The organism is Pseudomonas sp. D(2018), from assembly GCF_005502555.1.
Classification (GTDB): domain Bacteria; phylum Pseudomonadota; class Gammaproteobacteria; order Pseudomonadales; family Pseudomonadaceae; genus Metapseudomonas; species Metapseudomonas resinovorans.
In genome coordinates this window covers 72,285-91,529 of the sequence record NZ_SCOK01000006.1, presented here as the reverse complement: position 1 = coordinate 91,529, position 19,245 = coordinate 72,285, and the positions used below count along the sequence as shown (strand labels likewise).

The window sequence follows — 19,245 nt, the reverse complement described above, 5'->3', positions numbered from 1 at the left end:
GGCAATGGCTGACACAGGGGAAGACGAGCGGGGAATGGGGGGATTTAGGTGGTGTCGGCGTGGCAGTTCACTGTAGGGGCGATTTCAATCGTCCCCTACAAGGAATATGTGAAGGCTTACAGCTCCCGGGCCACACGGAACCCGATCCAGTCGCCACGGTCGCTGGGGTAGGCGTTGTTGCGGTTGCCGGAGCGGGAGAAGATCGGCGGTTCGCCCCAGTCGTTGCCACGGATCTGCACCAGCTCGCACTTCTCGTCCATCCAGGCGCTGCCGTCGTTCGGGGCGCCGTTGTAGCTGTCGTGCCAGCAGTCGGCGACCCATTCGTAGACGTTGCCGTGCATGTCGTACACGCCGAAGGCGTTGGGCTCGAAGCTGCCCACCGGGGCGGTGTAGTTGTAGCCGTCCGCCGCGCCGTAGACGTTGGCGTGCTTGGCGATGCTGTAGGGCTGGCCTTCATCGAAGGGGAAGGGGAACGGGCCTTGGCTACCGGCGCGGGAGCCATACTCGCGCTCGGCCTCGCTGATCATCCGGTAGTGTTTGCCGGTCTGCTTCGACAGCCAGGCGACGTAGGCCTGCACATCGGGGTAGCTCATGCACACCGCGGGCTGGCGCGGACCTTGTTCATAGCGCGGTTTGCCGGCGATGCATTCGCGGCCGGGGCGGGTGTCGCCATCGGCGATCTTCACCCCGGAGGCCTTGAGGTAGGCGTCCCATTCCTCTGCCGTCACCTGGAAGCGGCTGATGGCGAAGGGTTTGGCGAAAGTCACGGTGTGCAGCGGGCCTTCGTCGGGCTGGCGGCCGACTTCGCTGTCCGGGGTGCCCATGGAAAAGCTGCCGGCGGGCAGCACCACCATTTCGGGGCAGTGCTTGCAGTCCTTGAACACCTGGCCGGGCTCGGCCTTGGCATTGGCCTGGGCGCCGCTGGCGGCGGTCGCCAGCAGACTGGCGAGAAGCAGGGTGGAAGTGCGCATGGAAAGTCCTAGCTGGAAAGTGATCAGGAAAGCTGGGGAGCGAGGATCGTCATCACCTGTCCGATCTCCGCCTCGTTGTTCAGCAGGCTAGGCGCAAGGCGCACCACGGGGCCGACGTCGCGCTCCACGGCATCGGCGATCACGCGGTTCTTCATCAGGTGGTTGGCCACGCTGTCGCAGTCGCGCCCCTGGACGCGGAAGAAGGTGAAGCCAGCGGAGAAGTCCGGGCTGGCCGGGGTCACCAGTTGGACCTTGGGGTATTCCAGCAGGCGCTGCTTGAGGTGGCTGTTGAGCTGGTGGATGCGCGCCTGGACGTCGGCCTTGCCCAGTTGTAGGTGCAGTTTGAAGGCCTCGCCCAATGCCAGGCGGTGCTCGAAGGCGTGGTAGCCGCCGGGGGTGAAGAGGGTGCCGAAATTCTTGCCTTCGGTGAAGGTCGGCACGCTGGGGGTGATGCCTTTCGGCTGTTCGGAGCGGGCGACGATGATGCCGGTGCCGCGCGGGCCGAACATCCACTTGTGGGCGCCGGCGATGAAGAAGTCGCAGTCCAGGTCGGCGAAGGTCGCGTCTTCCACGCCGAAGCCGTGCACGCCGTCCACCACGTAGATGATGCGGTCCTGCTCGTCGCGGTTGCGGTTGGCCTGATGCACCAGCTTGCCGATCTCGCCGATGGGCAGCTTCACGCCGCTGCCCGATTGCACCCAGGTCATGCCCAGTACGCGGGTTTCGGGGCGGATGGCGCCGGCGATGTTGCCCAGCACTTCATCGAGGGAAATCTTCTGCGGGTCCTTGAACAGGGTGATGTTGCGCACCTTGGTGCCGGCGCGCTGCTGGCGGAATTCCAGGGTGGTGTAGGCGGAGTAGTGTTCGTGGACGGTGGTGAGGATTTCCTGGTCCGGGCGCACCTGCACGCCGCCATAGACCATCGCCAGGCCTTCGGTGGTGCTGCCGATCAGGGCGACCTGGCCGGGGCGCACGCCGAGGTAGCGGCCGACTTCGGCACGCACGGCGTCTTCATGTTTCCAGACTTCTTCGCGGTGCCAGTCCACCACTTCGCCGGGGTTTTCGTCGAAGCGCTCGCGCAGGCGCGCGATGGCCTCGCGCACCGGGCGCGGGTGGGAGGCCAGGAGGAAGTTGGAGAAGTGCAGGTAATTCGGGTCCAGCTCGAACAGCGCGCGCAGGTCAGTCCACTTGTTGCCGGTTGCGGCAGGCGCGGCGGCTCCGGCGCGTTCGGCGACGGGCATCAGCGGCAGGCTGGCGGCGAGCAGGCCCGCCTGCTTGAGGAAGGTACGGCGATCGGTCATGACTGCGTCCGATTGAGAGGGGATCAGGGATGGGCGGCGACGGTGGCGAGCCTCTGCACCTCGCCCCAGACGCGCAGGAAGTTGCCGCCCCAGAGCTTGGCGATGTCCTGGTCGGAGTAGCCGCGGGTGATGAGTTCGGCGGTGAGGTTGCGGGCTTCGCTGGCGTTCTCCCAGCCGATTACGCCACCGCCGTCGTTGAAGTCGGAGCTGATGCCGACGTGGTCGATGCCGACCTTCTTCACCGCATAATCGATGGCGTCGACGTAGTCCTTGAGGGTGGCTTTGGGCTCTTCTTCGAGGATGCCGTAGAGGGCGCCGGCGTATTCACCGAACTTCTGTTCCGGCCAGATGGCGATCACCGGGTCGGCGGGCATCAGCGCCTGGTTGAGGTTTTCCAGGGGCTGCAGGCCGTGTTGCGCACGCAGTTCGTTGAGGCGTTCGCGGGTTTTCTGGGTCAGCGGCTTGAGGTAGGTGGGGAAGGCCACGACCTGCACCACGCCGCCGGTGTCCTTGATGGCTTTGAGTTCCTGGTCGCTGAGGTTGCGGTCGATATCCACCAGGCCGCGCACGGCGGAGTGGGACGCGATGACCGGCGCGCGGGTGAGGCGGGTGACTTCTTCCACGGCCTTGCGCGACATCTGCGACACGTCGATCACTACGCCCAGCTCGTTCAGCCGGCTCACCGCCTGGCGGCCGATATCGGAGAGGCCGCCGAGGGCGTCCGGGGTGTCGTTGTAGAAGGGCATGGGGCGCGAGGAGTCGGCCCAGTCGTTGTTGGCCACGTAGCTGAAGCCGAAGATGCGCATGCCGCGCGCGGCCCAGTGGTCGAGGCGGCTGATGTCGTTACCCAGCGGGTAGGCGTTGAGCATGCTGATGACGATGGCGAACTTGCCCTCGCTGGCAAGGCGCCGGAAGTCATCGGGGGTGTAGGCGATGGCGGCCTGGTTGGGGAAGTCGCGGGCGATGCCGGTGATGATCCGGTAGCGGGTCTCCTGCTCCTGCTGCGCTTCGGGCAGGAAGGCCGGCGTGGGGCGATGCGGCGCGTTGGGGCCGTTCCACAGTTCGGGCCAGGCGAATACCGTCAGCGCCGCGCCGGAAAGACGGCCACGGGCGGCCTTGGGCAGGTCGAACTGGGTGCCGCTGTCCTTGTCGGCTTCCGAGCCGGGGGTGCCGTAGTCGATGGGCACGTTGATGTGGCTGTCGAAGGAGAGGATGCGCTCCTGCAGTTCATTGGCGTGCTTCATCACCTTGGGCGGGTAGGCGGGGCCTTCTTCCAGCAGGTACTTCTGGCCGAAGAACAGGCCCGCGGCCAGGGCCGGGACGAACAGGGCGACGCCGGTCAGCAGGAGTTTTCTGGAGCGGAGCATGGTTCCCTCGATGATGGACGCGTTATGCATCAGAACGCGCGAGGGGCGTGGAAATTTAGCTCAGCTCCGTAGGATGGGTAGAGCCTGTGAAGCCCATCGCTAGGCTGTGATGGGTTTCGTTCCTCTACCCATCCTACGCTTCGGCCCCGCTAAATTTCGCGGATGGCGACTCGTCCTTGCCTTGATAGGGCACGGCTCACGAGGATCGACGACAGGTTATGCGCTTCACCAGACGACGTTTCATGGCAGGCGTGGCGGCCACGACCGCCGTGGTAGTACCCACTGCCATCCATGCCTGGCACCAGGATCGGGAGCGCAAGGAGGCGGCGAAGCTGACGCCGGACGAAGCCAGTCTGACCCTGCCGGAAACCACCGAGAGCCACCTGGGCAACCGCTTGCGCGGCAGCTGGCGTTTCCGCGTGGTGGATGCCGTGCTGCCCGGCCTGACCGGTGAGTGTGAGCTGCTTCTGGATGTCGCGGCGGCCGGTCGTTCCATTCGTGGCGTGTTGCGCACCCCCGATGGCAAGACGTTCCAGGTTCTGGGCGACCTTTCCAGCAGCCAGCAGACTCGCGTGCGCTGGCGCCTGGCCGAGGATGGCCGCCCGGCAGCCTATGAATGCACGGCGTTGCTGGATGAGGTCTGGGGTGCGTGGGCGAGCGACGGCAGCAGCGCATCGCTCAGCGGCCGTCTGGCCTGGCTGGATGAGCCCATGCGCACGCCGCTGAAATTCCTGGCGGTGAAGCAACCCTTCCCCGAAGCCCGCGAGCGTATTCCGTTGCAACCGCAAACGCTGGCCTGGCTGGTATCGCCGGGCCACCGGCTGTTCCATCAGATCTGGCACGCTTCGCGGGACAAATGGGACGACCTCGACGACGACAAGCGCAACGCCCTGCGCGGCCTCGGCTGGCAGCCCGGCCCGCTGGGGCAGGAGCGCGATGCCCGTGGCAAGGCCAAGCACCGCAATGGCTCCGGGGTGGATTTTCTCTTCATGCACCGGCACATGCTGATGGCTGCACGCAGGCTGCAGCCGCTGCCGTCCTGGACCAGCCTGCCGCTGCCGCGCCAGTACATCGGCTATGGCCTGGAGGATTTCGCGGCAAAGACGGTGAACCACGACGGCTACGCCGTGCCGCCGGCCTGGGAAGCGCCGGAAGACGAGGAGTTCAACAAGTGGCTGCTGGATATCAAGAGCAACGAAGCCTTCCACGCCAACTTCCAGATGTGGGAAGCGCAGTATCAGGACCCGGAGTACCTGGCGAAGCTGAAGCTCGGTGAGTTCGGCTCGCAGCTGGAGCTGGGCATGCACGATTGGCTGCACATGCGCTGGGCGGCGGTCACCCGCGACCCGTCCAACGGCATGCCGGTGATCTTCGACCGCGACCCGGTGGACTTCTCGCCGCGCTGGTTCCGCGCGGAGAACGACTACCTCGGCGACCCCTTCTCGTCCCATGTGAACCCGGTGTTCTGGTCCTTCCACGGCTGGATCGACGACCGCCTGGAAGACTGGTTCCGCGCCCATGAACGCGCGCATCCGGGCGAGGTGGTGCGTCACGAAGTGAACGGCGTGCCCTGGTTCGCGCCGGGCAAATGGGTGGAAGTGGACGAGCCCTGGCTTGGTCCGACCAGCCATGGCTGCGGGCAGTGGTTGCACGACGCCGAGATGACCACGGTGGAGACCGATATCGAGACCATGAAACTGGCCATCCGCATCGCCTTCAGTGCGGACCAGGACGTGCCCGACCTGCTCAAGCGCGCGCCACGGCGGCCGTTCTATGCAAGGAGCTTGGGGCGGACGGTGTAGCACGCTTTTCGCAGGATGGACCACGCTTCACCGGTCCGCCAACGGTGCCAGATGTGGCACCGATGGTGGACGTAATAAGCGACGTCCACCCTAGGTGCTGCGAAACCCATCAATTCGTGCCGGTGGGTTTCGCTTCGCTCTACCCCGTCCTACGGGGTGTTTGGAGCTGGGCTCCAGCCGCCGCCAAGCGCCCGGTACAGGCTCACCGACGCTTGCAACCGGGCCTGCTGCAATTGTGCTTGCTGGTCCTGGGCCTGGAACAGGGTGCGCTGGGTCTCCAGCACGGTGAGCAGCGTTTCGGCGCCCGCTTCGTAGCGCGTTTGCGCGAGGTCGAAGGCGAGTCGCGTCTGTTCCACTTCTTCGCCTTGCCAGCGGCGTTGCTGGTCGAGCCCGTCGGCACTGTTGAGGGCTTTCTCCACGTCGGCCAGGGCGTTGAGGATGGCGCTGTTGTAGGTTCCCAGCAGCTCGTCCTGGCGCGCCTTGGCGCGGTCGCGCTCGGCGGTCAGGCGACCGCCGCTGAAGATCGGCGCGGCCAGCCCGGCGGCCAGGTTGTAGTAGGGGTTGCGCATCAAGTCGTGGAAATGGTCGGCACCGCTGCCGAGGCTGGCGGTGAGGGTCAGCTTGGGCAGCATGGCGGCGCGGGCCACCTTGAGGTCACCGTCGGCGGCCACCAGTTGCGCTTCGGCGCTGGCGATATCCGGGCGACGGGTGAGCAGGTCGCTGGGCAGGCCGGCGGCGATGCCGGGGTTGTTCAGGTCTTCGAGTCGGCCGGTCAGCTTCAGGTCCTGCACCGGCTGCCCAAGCAGCACGGCCAGGGCGATCTGCGCTTCCCGTTGTTGCTGGGCGAGCAGGGGGAGCTGGCGTTTCTGCGCCGCCACCAGGCTGCGTTGCTGGGCCAGTTCCAGTTGCGTGGCGGCACCGGCGGCCTGGCGGGACTGCACCAGGTCCAGCACCTGCTCGGCGTTGGCCAGGTTCTGCCGGGCAATCTCCAGTTGCTGCCCGAGGGCCAGCGCCTGGATGTAGGTGCTGGCTACGCCGGCGCTGATGGTCAGCTCCAGGGTGGCGCGGTCCGCCTCGCTGGCGCGCAGACGTTGCAGGGCGGCGTCGCGGGCGGCGGCGTTGGCACCCCAGAAATCCACTTCGTAGCTGGCGCTGAGCGCGGCGCTGAAGTAGTCGATGCGTTTGTCCTCGCCGCTGGCGTCCAGCTGGCTGTAGCCGTCGCCGCTGATCAGGCCCTGGCGGTTGGCGTCGAGGTTGGCGTTCAGGCTCGGCAGCAGTGCGGCACCGGCGATGCGCGCCGAGGCTTCGGCCTGGCGTACGCGGGCCAGCGCGGCGGCCAGGTCCTGGTTGGCGAGGCGGGCCTGTTCAATCAGGCGGCCGAGTTCGGCGCTGTGGAAGCTTTGCCACCAGTCGGTGCTTGTACGGGCGGCTTGCGGGTCGTTGGGGCCTTGCCAGGCCGCTGGGGCAGTGATGCCGCTTTCGGGCTTTTCCAGGGGCGAGCCGCAGGCGGCCAGGAGAACGCAAAGGGAGAGCAGGGTAAGGCGTGGCTTCATCGGGTTCATTCGCTGGAAAGGGCCACCACGGGCGCCAGTTGTGCGGCCTTGCGCGCGGGCATGTAGCCGAACAGGACGCCGGTGAACAGGGCGCTGCCGAAGGCGCCGAGCACGGCGGGCAGGGAGAACACCAGGGCCACGTCGGCCAGGTGCAGGGCGCCGCCGATCAGCATGGCCAAGACCAGGCCCACCAGCCCGCCGATCAGGGTCAACATCACGGCTTCGGTGAGAAACTGGCGGAGGATGTCGCGCTGGCGGGCGCCGGTGGCCATGCGGATGCCGATTTCGCGGGTCCGTTCGCGCACGGTCATCAGCATGATGTTCATCACGCCGATACCGCCCACCACCAGGGAGATGGCGGCGATGGCGCCGAGCATCAGCGACAGGCTGTTCCGTGTGCGCGCCTCGGCCTGGATCATCGCCGCGTCGTTGGTCAGCTCGTAGTCGCGAACGCCCCGGTGCAGTTGCAGCATCAGGGCGTCGATGGCCTGCTCGGCTTCATGCACGCGCTCGGAGTCGGCGGCGGCGATGATGACGAACTCCGGGTTGGGCTGGCCGAACAGGCGCACGCTGGCGGCGGAGTAGGGCACGACGATCTGGTTGTCGGCGTCTTCGTCGCCGGAGCTGGCGCCTTTTTCCGCCAGCAGGCCGATGACCTGGAATGGCGCGTTGTTGATCAGGATGTAGCGCCCAAGCGGGTCCTCACCGTTGCGGAAGAGTTTCTCCTTCACCTTCTTGCCGATCAGCGCCACGGCGGCGGCGCTGTTTTCGTCGGCCTGGGTGAAGAAGCTGCCTTCCACCGCTGGCCAGTTGAGGATGCGCGGGAAGTCGACGCCGTTGCCGCGGGTATAGGCCTGGTGGTCGACGTTGCCGTAGCGCACGACGGTATCGCCGCCGTTGACCGGCATGATCATCTTTACCTGGGGCAGGCTGGCCAGCGCCTCGACGTCGGCCAGGGTGACGATGCCGGCCGGGCTGCGCGGGGTTTCGGACAGGCCCGAGAGGTAGATGAGGTTGGAGCCGAAGGCGCCCATCTGGTTCATCACCGCGCGCTTGCTGCCTTCGCCCACCGCCAGCATGACCACCACCGAGGCGACGCCGATGACGATGCCGAGCAGGGTGAGGGCGGTGCGGAAGCGGTTGACCCACATGACGCGCCAGGCTGCCTGCATGGCTTCGCGGATGTCCGCCAGCAGGGAGGCGCCGCCGCTGTCGCCGCGCGCCAGGCGTTCGGCCATGGCGTCGGTTTCGACTGCCGGCGCGACGGTGTTTCCACTGTCGCTGAGGATCTGCCCGTCGCGAATTTCGATGACCCGCCGCGCCCGCGCAGCCACTTCGCGGTCGTGGGTGATGAGGATGATGGTGTGGCCGAGATCGGCCAGTTCGTCCAGCAGGGCCATGACTTCGGCACCGCTGTGGCTGTCCAGCGCGCCGGTGGGTTCGTCGGCGAGGATGATGTGGCCGCCGTTCATCAGTGCGCGGGCGATGGACACCCGTTGCTGCTGGCCGCCGGAAAGCTGGTTGGGGCGGTGGTCCATCCGCTGTTCGAGGCCGAGTCGGGCGAGCAGGTCGCTGGCGCGCCGGTGGCGCTGCTCGGCCGGGGTGCCGGCGTAGATGGCGGGAATCTCGACGTTTTCCCGTGCCGAGGCCGACGGGATCAGGTGATACCCCTGGAAGACGAAGCCAAAGGCCTCGCGCCGCAGCCAGGCCAGTTGGTCGTCATCGAGGTCGGCGACGTCCTGGCCGGCGAAGCGGTAGCGGCCGTCGCTGGGACGGTCGAGGCAGCCGAGGATGTTCATCAGGGTGGATTTGCCCGAGCCTGAAGTACCGACGATGGCGACGAACTCGCCAGTGCGGATGGACAGCGAGACGCCGCGCAGCACTTCGGTCTGTGGCGCGCCATTTTCGCCGCTGTAACGTTTGCGGATGCCTTCGAGATGGATCAGGGGTTCGCTCATGGCGGGCTTCAGCCTTCGTTGGCGGCGGGGCCGACCAGCAGTCGCTCGCCTTCTTCCAGGCCGGACAGTATCTGGATGCGCAGGCGGTCGCGCACGCCCGTGCGGACTTCCCGTGCCTTCGGTTCTCCGCGACTGTCGAGCACGCGGGCGAGGTAGGTGTCGGGCTTGCCGTCGATGGCTTCCAGGGCGCCAAGGGGCACGCTGAGGGCGCCCTTGGCGCTGGCGGCAACGAAAAACACCTGTGCGGTCATCTCCGACAGCAGGGCGTGGTCGTCGTTGTCCACGTCCAGCAGCACGCTGTAGAGCACCACGCGGCCGCTGCTGGCGCCCTGGCCGGTGCCGCTGACGGGGCTGCCACCGCCCTGGTTCATCTGCTCCAGCGGACGTGGCGGCACCGGCAGGATCTGCCGCACCTTGCCCTGCCAGCGCCGGCCTTCGCCGCCGAGGGTGGTGAAGTAGGCGGTCATGCCTGGCTTGACCCGGCCGATGTCGGCTTCGGACACCTGGGCCCAGACGGTCATCGGTGACAGCCTGGCGATGCGCATCACCAGGGGCGTCTGCTCCAGCGCGTTGAGGGTCTGGCCGACGCGGGCGTCAAGGGCGACCACGGTGCCGGAGAGGGGGGCGTAGATGCGGGTGTAGCCGAGCTCCGCCTCGTCGCTGCGCAGGGTCGCTTCGGCCTGGCGGATCTGTGCCTTGAGCATTTTCAGCTTGGCCTGGGTGGCGCGCAGTTGGGCGTTGGCGGTTTGCACATCTTCATCACGGGTGGCACCGCTGCGGGCCAGGTTGGCCTGGCGCTGGTGCTGCTGGCGCGCCAGGTCGTGCTGGGCCTGTTGCTCCTCCAACTGCGCCTTGAGGCTATCAATCTGGGCGTGGCCGGCATCCACCTTGGCGCGTTGGGTGGACGGATCGATCTCCAGCAGCAGTTGGCCTTCCTTCACCTCGTCGCCCACTTCCACATGCAGGCGCAGGACCTGGCCCGACGCCTGGGCGCCGACGTCGACGTAGCGACGCGGTTGCAGGGTGCCGAGCGCGGTGACGCTGCTTTCGAGATCTGCGCGGGTGACGGCGACCGTGGCGGGCGGAGCATCACCGGAGGAGAAGGTTTGCCAACCGGCCAGGGCCAGTGCGGTTGCGATCAGGGGAACGGTCAGGGCCCAGGCTTTGGTACGGCGACTTCTCATGCATCAGGGGTCCGGCAGCGGGGTGGGATTGGCGCATCCCTGACTGAACGAGCCGTGGAAGAGGGAATTTAGGGCTTCAGCGACGGTTTTCCTGCGGGGGCGATTTCAATCGCCAAGGACTGCGCATCAGTCCCTTGAAGCCGCAATGGCAGACCTGCGGTCTGCTTAGCGAATGAATTCGCCCCCACAGGGTTTTCGCCCCCACAGGGTTAGTGTCACAGGTCGATTCAGCGCAGGCTCAGTACCGTGCTGCCTTCCTGGTTCTTGCTGATCTTCAGCGGCAGGACCTTGGGCAGGGTGTTGACCAGGCCGTGGATGTCGCGGGTGTTGTAGATGCCGCCGACGCGGACCTGGGCGGTGGCCGGGTCGGCCAGCAGCACGGGGCGGTCGAGGTAGCGGTTGATCAGCGGCAGGGCCTCGGCAAGGCTCATGTCGTCGAGGATCAGCTTGCCGTCGCGCCAGGCGAGCGTGGCGGATGTATCGGCCGGGCCCACGGCGGGCAAGTAGTCCTGTGCGTGGTAGCGCGCCTGCATGCCGGGGGTGAGGGTGCTGCCCTGGTTGCGCTGGCGGTCGCTGCTGACCCGTACCGAGCCTTCGGTGACGGTGACCACCACTTCGTCCTGGTATTTCCAGACGTTGAAGCGGGTGCCGGTGACGGTGATGGTGCCGCTGGCGGCGCTCACCACGAAGGGGTGCCGGGAGTCATGGGCGACATGGAAGTAAGCTTCGCCCTGGCTCAGCGACACGCTGCGCTGGTCCTTGAAATTGGCGTAGGAGAGGCGGGTGCCAAGGTTCAGGTCCACTTCGCTGCCATCGGGCAGGACCACATGGCGACGGCTGTTCTCGGCTTCATAGCGGCGGTAGTCGTTGGGGACCAGGCCGAGGCTCCAGCCGGTGTAGCCGGCCACCGGTAGCACGAAGAGGGCGAGGGCGGCGGCTACCGCCATCCGGCGCAGGCGGCCGCTCTGGCGTGGGGCCGGTTTGGGGAACTCGATGATCGATGCCGGTTGCGCAGCCAGGGGGCTGCGGCGCTTCGGCAGCTCGGACGAGATGTCCCAGATTTCCAGCATCTCGGCGAATTCGCGGGCGTGGTCAGGGTCCGCGTCGACCCAGTGCTGAAACGCCAGGCGCTCCTCGTCGGTGCAGTCCTGATCGTGCAGGCGCATGCACCAGTAGGCGGCATCCTCGGTGAGCTTTTCGCCCCTGGAGGTGGCAGGCGGTGGCGTGTTCATAGGGGAGTCGATCCGTTGCGGGCCTGGTGGCGTGGCAGTTAAATCAGTGGTCAGGCTTCAAATGTTGATGAGAATTATTATAAATTTGTGCGGGTACCAAGTGCCAGTACCGGGCATTGTTCACATTTTCACAGGTTCGAGGAAGTCCACCGGCGGCGCGGCGGGGAAGTGATGTTGGAGTCTTACTACCGGGAACTGGTCAAGTACCTGACGTCGACGCTGGGAGATCGCCATCTGGCCTCCGACGTCGCGCATGACGCCTATTTGCGGGTGCTCGAACGGACGCGCCAGGATGCGATCGAGCAGCCGCGCGCCTTCCTCTATCGCACCGCCATCAACCTTTCCATCGACGAGCATCGTCGCAATCTGGTGCGCCGCAACGAGCCCCTGGAAGTCCTGGAGCAGGAAGAGGGACCTCGGGTGCATTCGCCGCAGGTTTCGCTTTACCAGAAGCAGCGCCTGGACATGGTCGAGCGTGCCCTCGATGAACTGCCGGCGGTGTGTCGCGATGCCTTCCTCCTGCGCAAGATCGAGGGCCTGGGCCACAACGAGATTGCCGAGCGGCTGGGCATTTCCAAGGGGATGGTGGAAAAGCACATCGTCAATGCGATGAAGCATTGCCGCGTGCGTATTCAGGAGTGGGAGGTGTAGGGGCGATTTCAATCGCCAAGGGCGGCGTAGCTACCCCCGAAACAGTACGAAGGGCAGGCCTGCGGCCTGCATGGCGAATGAATGCGCCCCCACAGGAAGATCTTCCCCTCACCCCGCTAAATTTTCGCAGACACGTCTCGTTACTTCTGAGCACGCATGCCGACGGCATGCCCCTGGCGCCTGGCCCGGCTCATGACTCAGAGGACTACGAGATGACCCCGATGCACACCCCGACCGACCTAGATGTGATCGGCATAGGTTTCGGCCCTTCGAACATCGCCCTGGCCATTGCGCTGGAGGAGCTGTCTGGCGAGCACGGCGCGTTGCGCTCGCTGTTCATCGACCGCCAGGCCGACTACCGCTGGCACGGCAACACCCTGGTGGCCCAGAGCGAGCTGCAGATTTCCTTCCTCAAGGACCTGGTGTCCCTGCGCAATCCCACCAGCCCTTACTCCTTCGTCAACTACCTGCACCAGCACGGCCGTCTGGTGGATTTCATCAACCTCGGCACCTTTTACCCGTGCCGCATGGAGTTCAACGACTACCTGCGCTGGGTCGCCGGGCATTTCACCGAGCAGGCCAGCTACGGCGAGCACGTATTGCGTGTGGAGCCGCAACTGGCGGGCGGCAATGTCGAAGGCCTGAAGGTGATCTCCCGCGATGCCAATGGCCGCGAGGTTGCCCGCAGCACCCGTTCGGTGGTGGTCAGCGTGGGTGGAACACCGCGCATTCCGGCGCCATTCGCCCACCTGAAGGGCGACGCGCGGGTGTTCCACCACGCCCAGTACCTGGAGCGCATGGCCACGCAGCCCTGCGTCAATGGTGCGCCCATGCGCATCGCCATCATCGGTGGCGGCCAGAGCGCGGCCGAGGCCTTCATCGACCTCAACGACAGCTACCCCGGCGTCAAGGTGGACATGATCCTGCGCGGCTCCTCCCTCAAGCCGGCGGACGACAGCCCCTTCGTCAACGAAGTCTTCTCCCCGGAATTCACCGACCTGGTGTTCCGCCAGCCCATCGCCGACCGCGAACGCATCATCAACGAGTACCACAACACCAACTACTCGGTGGTGGACCTGGACCTGATCGAGCGCATCTACGGCATCTTCTACCGCCAGAAAGTCTCCGGCCTGCAGCGCCATGCCTTCCGTTGCCTGCGCAAGGTGGAGAAGGTCGAAGCCAGCGACGCCGGCATCGCCATCACCCTGCGCAACAGCGCCAGCGGCGAGGTGGAAACCCATGTCTATGACGCGGTGGTCCTGGCGACCGGCTACGAACGGCAGATGCACCGCGAATTGCTGGCGCCGGTGGCCGAATACCTCGATGAGTTCGAGGTGGGCCGCGACTACCGTGTGCAGGCCGATGAGCGTTTCAAGGCGGCGGTCTACATGCAGGGCTTCTGCCAGGCCAGCCATGGCCTGAGCGACACGCTGCTGTCGGTACTGCCGGTGCGCGCCGAGGAAATTGCCGAGTCGCTCTACCAGTACGCCGGCAAGCGCCGCAACGCGCTGCCGCGCGCCGTGCGGCCGCTGCAGGCGCTGGGTGGGCTGCTGGAGTCGGTGGGCTGACAGCGAGTGTCTTGGGCGGCGATTGAAATCGCCCCTACGAGGCTGGGTGACTCCCTTGTAGGGGCGAGTTCATTCGCCAAGCGGACCGCAGGTTCGCCCCAACGCGCCGATCAAAGCGCGTAGTTCGCCAACTCCCGTGCAATCAGCAATCGCTGGACCTCGCTCGATCCTTCGTAGATCTGCGTGATGCGCGCGTCCCGGTAGTACTTCTCCACCGGGTAATCCTCCAGGTAGCCGTAGCCACCGTGGATCTGGATGGCGCTGGAGCACACCTGCTCGGCGATTTCCGAGGCGAACAGCTTGGCCTGGGAGGCTTCCGACAGGCAGGGCAGGCCGGCGCTCTTCAGGCGGGCGGCGTGGAGGATCATCAGGCGCGCGGCATTCAGGCGCGTCTGCATGTCCGCGAGCAGGTTGCCGATGCTCTGGTGCTCGATGATCGGCTTGCCGAACTGCACCCGCTCCCGCGCATAGCCCAAGGCTGCTTCAAAGGCTGCGCGGGCGATGCCGAGAGCCTGGGCGGCGATGCCGATGCGGCCGCCCTCCAGGTTCGACAGGGCGATGGCCAGGCCCTTGCCGCGCTGGCCCAGCAGGTTTTCCGCGGGAATGCGGCAGTCGCTCAGGGTCACGGCGCAGGTGTCCGAGGCCTTGATGCCCATCTTGTGCTCGCTGCGGTCGACGTTGAATCCGGGGGTGTCGGTCGGCACCAGGAAGGCGGACAGGCCGCGCTTGCCCAGTTCCGGATCGGTCACCGCGAAGACGATGGCGAGCTTGGCGCGCTTGCCATTGCTGACGAATTGCTTGGCGCCATTGATTATCCACTGGCCGTCGTGCAGTTCGGCGCGGGTGCGCAGGTTGTGCGCCTCCGAGCCGGCCTGGGGTTCGGTGAGGCAGAAGCAGCCGATAGCGGCGCCGCTGGCCAGCTCCGGCAGCCAGCGGTCTTTCTGGGCCTCGTTGCCGTAGTTGAGGAGGGGGCCGCAGCCGACCGAGTTGTGGATGCTCATCAGCGCGCCGAGGGCGCCGTCGCCGGCGGAGATTTCCTCCACCGCCAGGGCATAGGCCACGTAGTCGATGTAGGTGCCGCCCCATGCCTCCGGCACCACCATGCCGAGCAGGCCCAGATCACCCATCTGTTGCACCAGCTCATCATCGATCCAGCCGGCCTTTTCCCAGGCCTGCGCGTGCGGCGCCACCTCGGCACGGGCGAAATCCCGCGCCATGTCGCGGATCATCCGCTGCTCTTCGGAGAGTTCGAAATCCTGCATCGTGATGCTCCCGGACGGCTGTTCAGCCGTCCTGCCGGTAGAGTTTGATGATGGCGGAGAAGTCCAGGCCGCCGTGGCCCTGCAGGCTGAAGCTCTGGTAGAGCTGCTGCGCCAGCGCGCCGAGGATCACCGGCTGGCGCGCCTGGCGTGCGGCTTCGGTGGCCAGGCCGAGGTCCTTGAGCATCAGGTCGCTGCCGAAGCCGCCGCTGTAGCCGCGCGAGGCAGGGGCGTTTTCCAGCACGCCGGGGAAGGGGTTGTTGATTTCCGAGCTCCAGCAGCGGCCGCTGGAGGTGTTGAGGATGCCGGCCAGCACCTTGGCGTCCATACCCAGGGACACGCCCAGGGACATGGCTTCGGCGACGCCGATCATGGAGATGCCCAGCAGCATGTTGTTGGCCACCTTGGCCACCTGGCCGTTGCCGGTGTCACCGCAGTGGACGATGTTGCGGCCCATGGCGCAGAGCACCGGATGGGCGCGGTCGAAGTCCGCCGCTTCGCCACCGACCATGAAGGTCAGGGTGCCGGCCGCCGCGCCACCGGTGCCGCCGGAAACCGGCGCGTCGAGCATGGGATTGCCCTGCTTGCGGGCGGCGGCGGCCACTTCACGGGCGCTATGCGGATCGATGGTGGAGCTGTCGATCAGCAGCACGCCCTTGGCCACATTGGCCAGCAGGCCGTCTTCGCCGAGGTAGACGGTTTTCACGTGCTGCGCTGCCGGCAGCATGGTGATGATCACGTCGACGCCCGCGCGGGCCACGGCGGCGGGGGAGTCAACGGCACGGGCGCCGGCCTCCACCAGTTGCGCCACCGCCAGTTGCGACAGGTCGAAGACGTGCAGCCGGTGACCGGCCTTTGCCAGGTTGAGGGCCATGGGGCCGCCCATGTTGCCGAGTCCGATGAAGCCGATATTCATAGTCCGTTCTCGCTTGCAGGTTTTATGGGTTGGTTCGAGCTGCGCGTGGCCCAACGACCCCGGTGTTCGGGAACGTTGGGTTTCGCTTCGCTCTACGCCAACCGACGGGGCGGTGGTTATTTGAGGGTGATGGTGGTGTTGACCGCGCCGCCCACTTCGTCTTCGTCGAACCAGCGCGAGGTTACGGTCTTGGTCTGGGTGTAGAACTGCACCACTTGCTTGCCGTAGGGGCCGAGGTCGCCGAGCTTGGAGGCGCGGGAGCCGGTGAAGGAGAACAGCGGGACCGGTACCGGGATCGGCACGTTGATGCCCACCTGGCCGACATCGATCTCTTCCTGGAAGTGCCGCGCGGCGGCGCCGGAGCGGGTGAAGAGGGCGGTGCCGTTACCGTTCGGGTTGGCATTGATGAAGGCGATGGCCTCGTCCAGGCTGGCGGCGTTCACCACGCAGAGCACCGGCCCGAAGATCTCGTCGCGATAGATGCTCATCTCCGGGGTGACGCCGGCGAAGATGGTCGGGCCGACGAAGTTGCCGCTGGCGTAGCCGGTCACCTGCGGGTTGCGGCCGTCGAGTACCAACTGCGCGCCTTCCCGTTCGCCCGCAGCGATCAGGCTGCTGACGCGGTCCAGTGCGGCGCAGGAGACCACCGGGCCGACATCCGTACCCGGCTCGACACCGGCACCGATCTTCAGGCTCCTGGCTTTTTCAACCAGGTCCGGCAGCCAGGTCTGTGCCTCGCCGACCAGGATCACCACCGAGAGCGCCATGCAGCGCTGGCCCGCCGCGCCGAAGGCCGCGCCGGCGAGGTTGTTGAGGGTCTGCTGCTTGTGGGCGTCGGGCAGGATGATGGCGTGGTTCTTGGCGCCCATCATGCACTGGGCGCGTTTGCCGTTGGCGGTGGCGCGGTTGTAGACGTGGGTGCCCACCTTGGTCGAGCCGACGAAGGATACGGCCTTGATGTCCGGGTGGTCGCAGAGCAGGTTCACCGCGTCGACGCCGCCGTGGATGACGTTGAGCACGCCGGCCGGAATCCCGGCTTCGATGGCCAGTTCGGCCAGGCGCATGGTCACCATCGGGTCCTGCTCGGACGGCTTGAGGACGAAGGTGTTACCGGTGGCGATGGCCATGGGGAACATCCACAGCGGAATCATCGCCGGGAAGTTGAAGGGGGTAATGCCGGCACACACGCCCAGGGGCTGGTTGAGGGTGTAGGTGTCCACGCCGTTTGCGACGTTGTTGGCCAGTTCGCCCATCTGCAGGGTGCCGATGTTGGCGGCGTGCTCCACGACTTCCAGGCCACGGAAGATGTCGCCCTCGGCGTCCGGCAGGGTCTTGCCCTGTTCGGCGGTGAGCAGGGCGGCCAGCTCCTTCATGTTCTCGCGGATCAGTTGCTGGTACTTGAGGAAGATGCGCGCGCGGGCGCCGATGGGGGTCTTGCGCCAGGTCTTGAAGGCTTCCCTGGCGCTGGCCACGGCGGCGTTCATTTCGTCTTCAGTGGCGAAGGGCACGCGGGCCAGGACTTCCTGGGTCGCCGGGTTGACCACATCGCGCCATTGGCTGGTGCGGGACTCGACCAGCTTGCCGTCGATCAGCAATTTGACGGTGGGGATGGCGGTGTTCTGGCTCATGGTTCCTATCCTGTCGTGAGTGAATCGTCAGGGCGAGGTCGCCCGTGGGGCCGATGGTTCGGCCCCGGTGAATGGGGTGGGGGTCAGCGGGCGGTCTCGGTCCGCAGGGCCGGGAAGTCTTCCTCGAAGAACTCCAGCTCGGCTCGCGTGTGGTCCTGGCGGCGCTGCAATTCGATGCGGCGCAGCTCGACGCGGCGGATCTTCCCGGAGATGGTCTTGGGCAGTTCGCTGACAAACTCCAGGCGGCGCACCCGCTTGTAGGGCGCCAGGTGTTCGCGGGCGAAGGCGAGGATCGCCTCGGCCAGGGCGGGGCTGGGAACATGGCCCGGCGCAAGGATGAGGAAAGCCTTGGGCACGGCCAGGCGCACCGGGTCCGGGCTTGGCACGATGGCGACTTCCATGACGGCGTCATGCTCGATCAGGGCGCTTTCCAGCTCGAAGGGGCTGATGCGGTAGTCCGAGGACTTGAACACGTCATCGGCGCGGCCGACGAAGGTGATGTAGCCCTCGGCATCGCGGGCGGCGGTGTCGCCGGTGCGGTAGTGGCCGCCACGGGTGACTTCGGCGGTTTTCTCCGGGCTGTCTTCGTAGCAGGTCATCAGGCCCAGCGGGCGCGGGTCGAACTGCAGCGCCACTTCACCTTCCTCACGCGGGTTGCCGTCGGCATCCAGCAGCACTACGCGGTAGCCGGGCAGCGGGCGTCCCATGGAGCCGACCTTGAGTGGCTGGCCGGGGGTGTTGCCGATCAGCGCGGTGGTTTCCGACTGGCCGAAGCCGTCACGCAGGGGCAGGCCCCAGGCTTGCCGGATGTGTTCGATGATCTCCGGGTTCATCGGTTCGCCGGCGCCCACCAGCTCCCGCAGGCTGAGGCGCGAGCGGTAGGCGGCGAGGTCTTCCTGCACCAGCATGCGCCACACGGTGGGCGGTGCGCAGAGGCTGGTGACGCCGTGGCTGGCCAGGGTTTCCAGCAGGCCGCGGGCGGAGAAGCGCGGGACGTCATAGATGAACACGCAGGCACCAGCGTTCCAGGGGGCGAAGAAGCAGCTCCAGGCGTGCTTGGCCCAGCCGGGGGAGGAAATGTTCAGGTGTACGTCGCCGGGCTGCAGGCCGATCCAGTAGAGGGTGGAGAGGTGGCCCACCGGGTAGCTCTGGTGGCTGTGCAGCACCAGCTTGGGCTTGGAGGTGGTGCCGGAGGTGAAGTAGAGCAGCAGCGGGTCGGTGGCGAGGGTGGGGCCTTCGGCCTCGAATTCGCCGGAGCAGGCGAGGGCGCCGGCGTGGCTGATCCAGCCCGGTACCGGCTCGCCGACGCAGAGGCGGGTGTAGTCACCGGCCAGTCCGTCGAACTTCTGTACGTTGGCGCTGCCGGCGATCACATGTCTGACCCGGCCCCGGTCGAGGCGGTCGCGCAGGTCTTCCGGGGTGAGCAGGGCGGTGGCGGGGATGACCACGGCGCCGATCTTGAAGGCGGCCAGCATGATCTCCCAGAGCGCGACCTCGTTGCCGAGCATCAGCAGGATGCGCTCGCCGCGTTGCACGCCGAGCTGGCGCAGGTGGTTGGCGACGCGGTTGGAGCGGGTCGACAGGTCCTGGAAGCTGTAGCGCTGCTCGCGACCCTGGTCGCCGACTATCCAGAGCGCCGGGGCGTCGTTGCCCTTGGCCATCACATCGAAGTAGTCCAGCGCCCAGTTGAATTCCTTGAGCTCCGGCCATCTGAACTCGCGCACGGCGGTGTCGTAGTCGGTGCGATGGGCCAACAGGAAGTCGCGGGCGGTGACGAAGGGATGCCGGTTGTCGCTCATGGTCGCCTTTCCTTTGTTGTTGTCTGGCGGGCTGGCCCTGGAAGCTGGCCAAGGTG

The 19,245-nt window shown here is 66.5% G+C and carries 14 protein-coding genes; 3 read left to right on the top strand and 11 right to left on the bottom strand.

Annotated elements, in window-relative coordinates:
- Positions 1 to 116: 116 nt before the first annotated feature.
- Genes FFS60_RS06830 through FFS60_RS06820 form a run of 3 tightly spaced genes read right to left on the bottom strand, consistent with a single transcriptional unit; the run spans position 117 to position 3,639 of the window.
- Complete coding sequence (locus tag FFS60_RS06830) at positions 117 to 971, bottom strand: formylglycine-generating enzyme family protein (protein ID WP_137821493.1); 855 nt, start codon at positions 969 to 971, stop codon at positions 117 to 119.
- A 23-nt stretch (positions 972 to 994) separates the two neighbouring features.
- On the bottom strand, positions 995 to 2,272 hold the full coding sequence (gene pvdN, locus FFS60_RS06825; RefSeq protein WP_137821492.1) for a pyoverdine-tailoring periplasmic protein PvdN: 1,278 nt from the start codon (positions 2,270 to 2,272) through the stop codon (positions 995 to 997).
- Between the two features lie 23 nt (positions 2,273 to 2,295).
- Positions 2,296 to 3,639, bottom strand: a complete 1,344-nt coding sequence (locus tag FFS60_RS06820) for a dipeptidase (protein WP_028630211.1) — start codon at positions 3,637 to 3,639, stop codon at positions 2,296 to 2,298.
- Between the two features lie 218 nt (positions 3,640 to 3,857).
- On the opposite strand from FFS60_RS06820, the gene FFS60_RS06815 reads away from it, so the two are divergent.
- Positions 3,858 to 5,441 carry a PvdJ/PvdD/PvdP-like protein gene (locus FFS60_RS06815; protein WP_171016493.1) on the top strand — a complete coding sequence of 528 codons (1,584 nt, stop codon included), beginning with the start codon at positions 3,858 to 3,860 and terminating at the stop codon, positions 5,439 to 5,441.
- Positions 5,442 to 5,590: 149 nt separating this feature from the next.
- Here the strand turns inward: FFS60_RS06815 and FFS60_RS06810 are convergent, their stop codons facing one another.
- The 4 genes from FFS60_RS06810 to FFS60_RS06795 all read right to left on the bottom strand — a co-directional run bounded on the left by FFS60_RS06810 (position 5,591) and on the right by FFS60_RS06795 (position 11,368).
- Entirely contained in the window at positions 5,591 to 6,994 is a 1,404-nt protein-coding gene (locus tag FFS60_RS06810) for an efflux transporter outer membrane subunit (RefSeq protein WP_137821491.1), read from the bottom strand.
- A 5-nt stretch (positions 6,995 to 6,999) separates the two neighbouring features.
- Positions 7,000 to 8,952: a MacB family efflux pump subunit gene (locus FFS60_RS06805; RefSeq protein WP_137821490.1), complete on the bottom strand. Its 1,953-nt coding sequence runs from the start codon at positions 8,950 to 8,952 to the stop codon at positions 7,000 to 7,002.
- Between the two features lie 8 nt (positions 8,953 to 8,960).
- Complete coding sequence (locus FFS60_RS06800) at positions 8,961 to 10,136, bottom strand: efflux RND transporter periplasmic adaptor subunit (protein ID WP_028630207.1); 1,176 nt, start codon at positions 10,134 to 10,136, stop codon at positions 8,961 to 8,963.
- A gap of 227 nt (positions 10,137 to 10,363) precedes the next feature.
- The gene (locus tag FFS60_RS06795) at positions 10,364 to 11,368 is read right to left on the bottom strand and encodes a FecR family protein (RefSeq protein ID WP_028630206.1); all 1,005 of its coding nucleotides are present in this window, start codon (positions 11,366 to 11,368) and stop codon (positions 10,364 to 10,366) included.
- Positions 11,369 to 11,539: 171 nt separating this feature from the next.
- Here FFS60_RS06795 and FFS60_RS06790 point away from each other — a divergent pair, with 171 nt between their 5' ends.
- On the top strand, positions 11,540 to 12,019 hold the full coding sequence (locus FFS60_RS06790) for a sigma-70 family RNA polymerase sigma factor (protein ID WP_036997687.1): 480 nt from the start codon (positions 11,540 to 11,542) through the stop codon (positions 12,017 to 12,019).
- Between the two features lie 212 nt (positions 12,020 to 12,231).
- Positions 12,232 to 13,587, top strand: coding sequence for a lysine N(6)-hydroxylase/L-ornithine N(5)-oxygenase family protein (locus FFS60_RS06785; protein ID WP_137821489.1), 1,356 nt, complete (start codon positions 12,232 to 12,234; stop codon positions 13,585 to 13,587).
- A 110-nt stretch (positions 13,588 to 13,697) separates the two neighbouring features.
- On the opposite strand, the gene FFS60_RS06780 is transcribed toward FFS60_RS06785, so the two are convergent.
- The 4 genes from FFS60_RS06780 to FFS60_RS06765 all read right to left on the bottom strand — a co-directional run bounded on the left by FFS60_RS06780 (position 13,698) and on the right by FFS60_RS06765 (position 19,189).
- Entirely contained in the window at positions 13,698 to 14,849 is a 1,152-nt protein-coding gene (locus FFS60_RS06780) for an acyl-CoA dehydrogenase family protein (RefSeq protein ID WP_137821488.1), read from the bottom strand.
- 22 nt (positions 14,850 to 14,871) lie between these two features.
- Positions 14,872 to 15,762 carry a 3-hydroxyisobutyrate dehydrogenase gene (gene mmsB / locus FFS60_RS06775; protein WP_028630202.1) on the bottom strand — a complete coding sequence of 297 codons (891 nt, stop codon included), beginning with the start codon at positions 15,760 to 15,762 and terminating at the stop codon, positions 14,872 to 14,874.
- A gap of 116 nt (positions 15,763 to 15,878) precedes the next feature.
- Positions 15,879 to 17,390 carry a CoA-acylating methylmalonate-semialdehyde dehydrogenase gene (locus FFS60_RS06770; RefSeq protein ID WP_028630201.1) on the bottom strand — a complete coding sequence of 504 codons (1,512 nt, stop codon included), beginning with the start codon at positions 17,388 to 17,390 and terminating at the stop codon, positions 15,879 to 15,881.
- Between the two features lie 83 nt (positions 17,391 to 17,473).
- Complete coding sequence (locus tag FFS60_RS06765) at positions 17,474 to 19,189, bottom strand: AMP-binding protein (RefSeq protein ID WP_137821487.1); 1,716 nt, start codon at positions 19,187 to 19,189, stop codon at positions 17,474 to 17,476.
- Between the last annotated feature and the right edge of the window lie 56 nt (positions 19,190 to 19,245).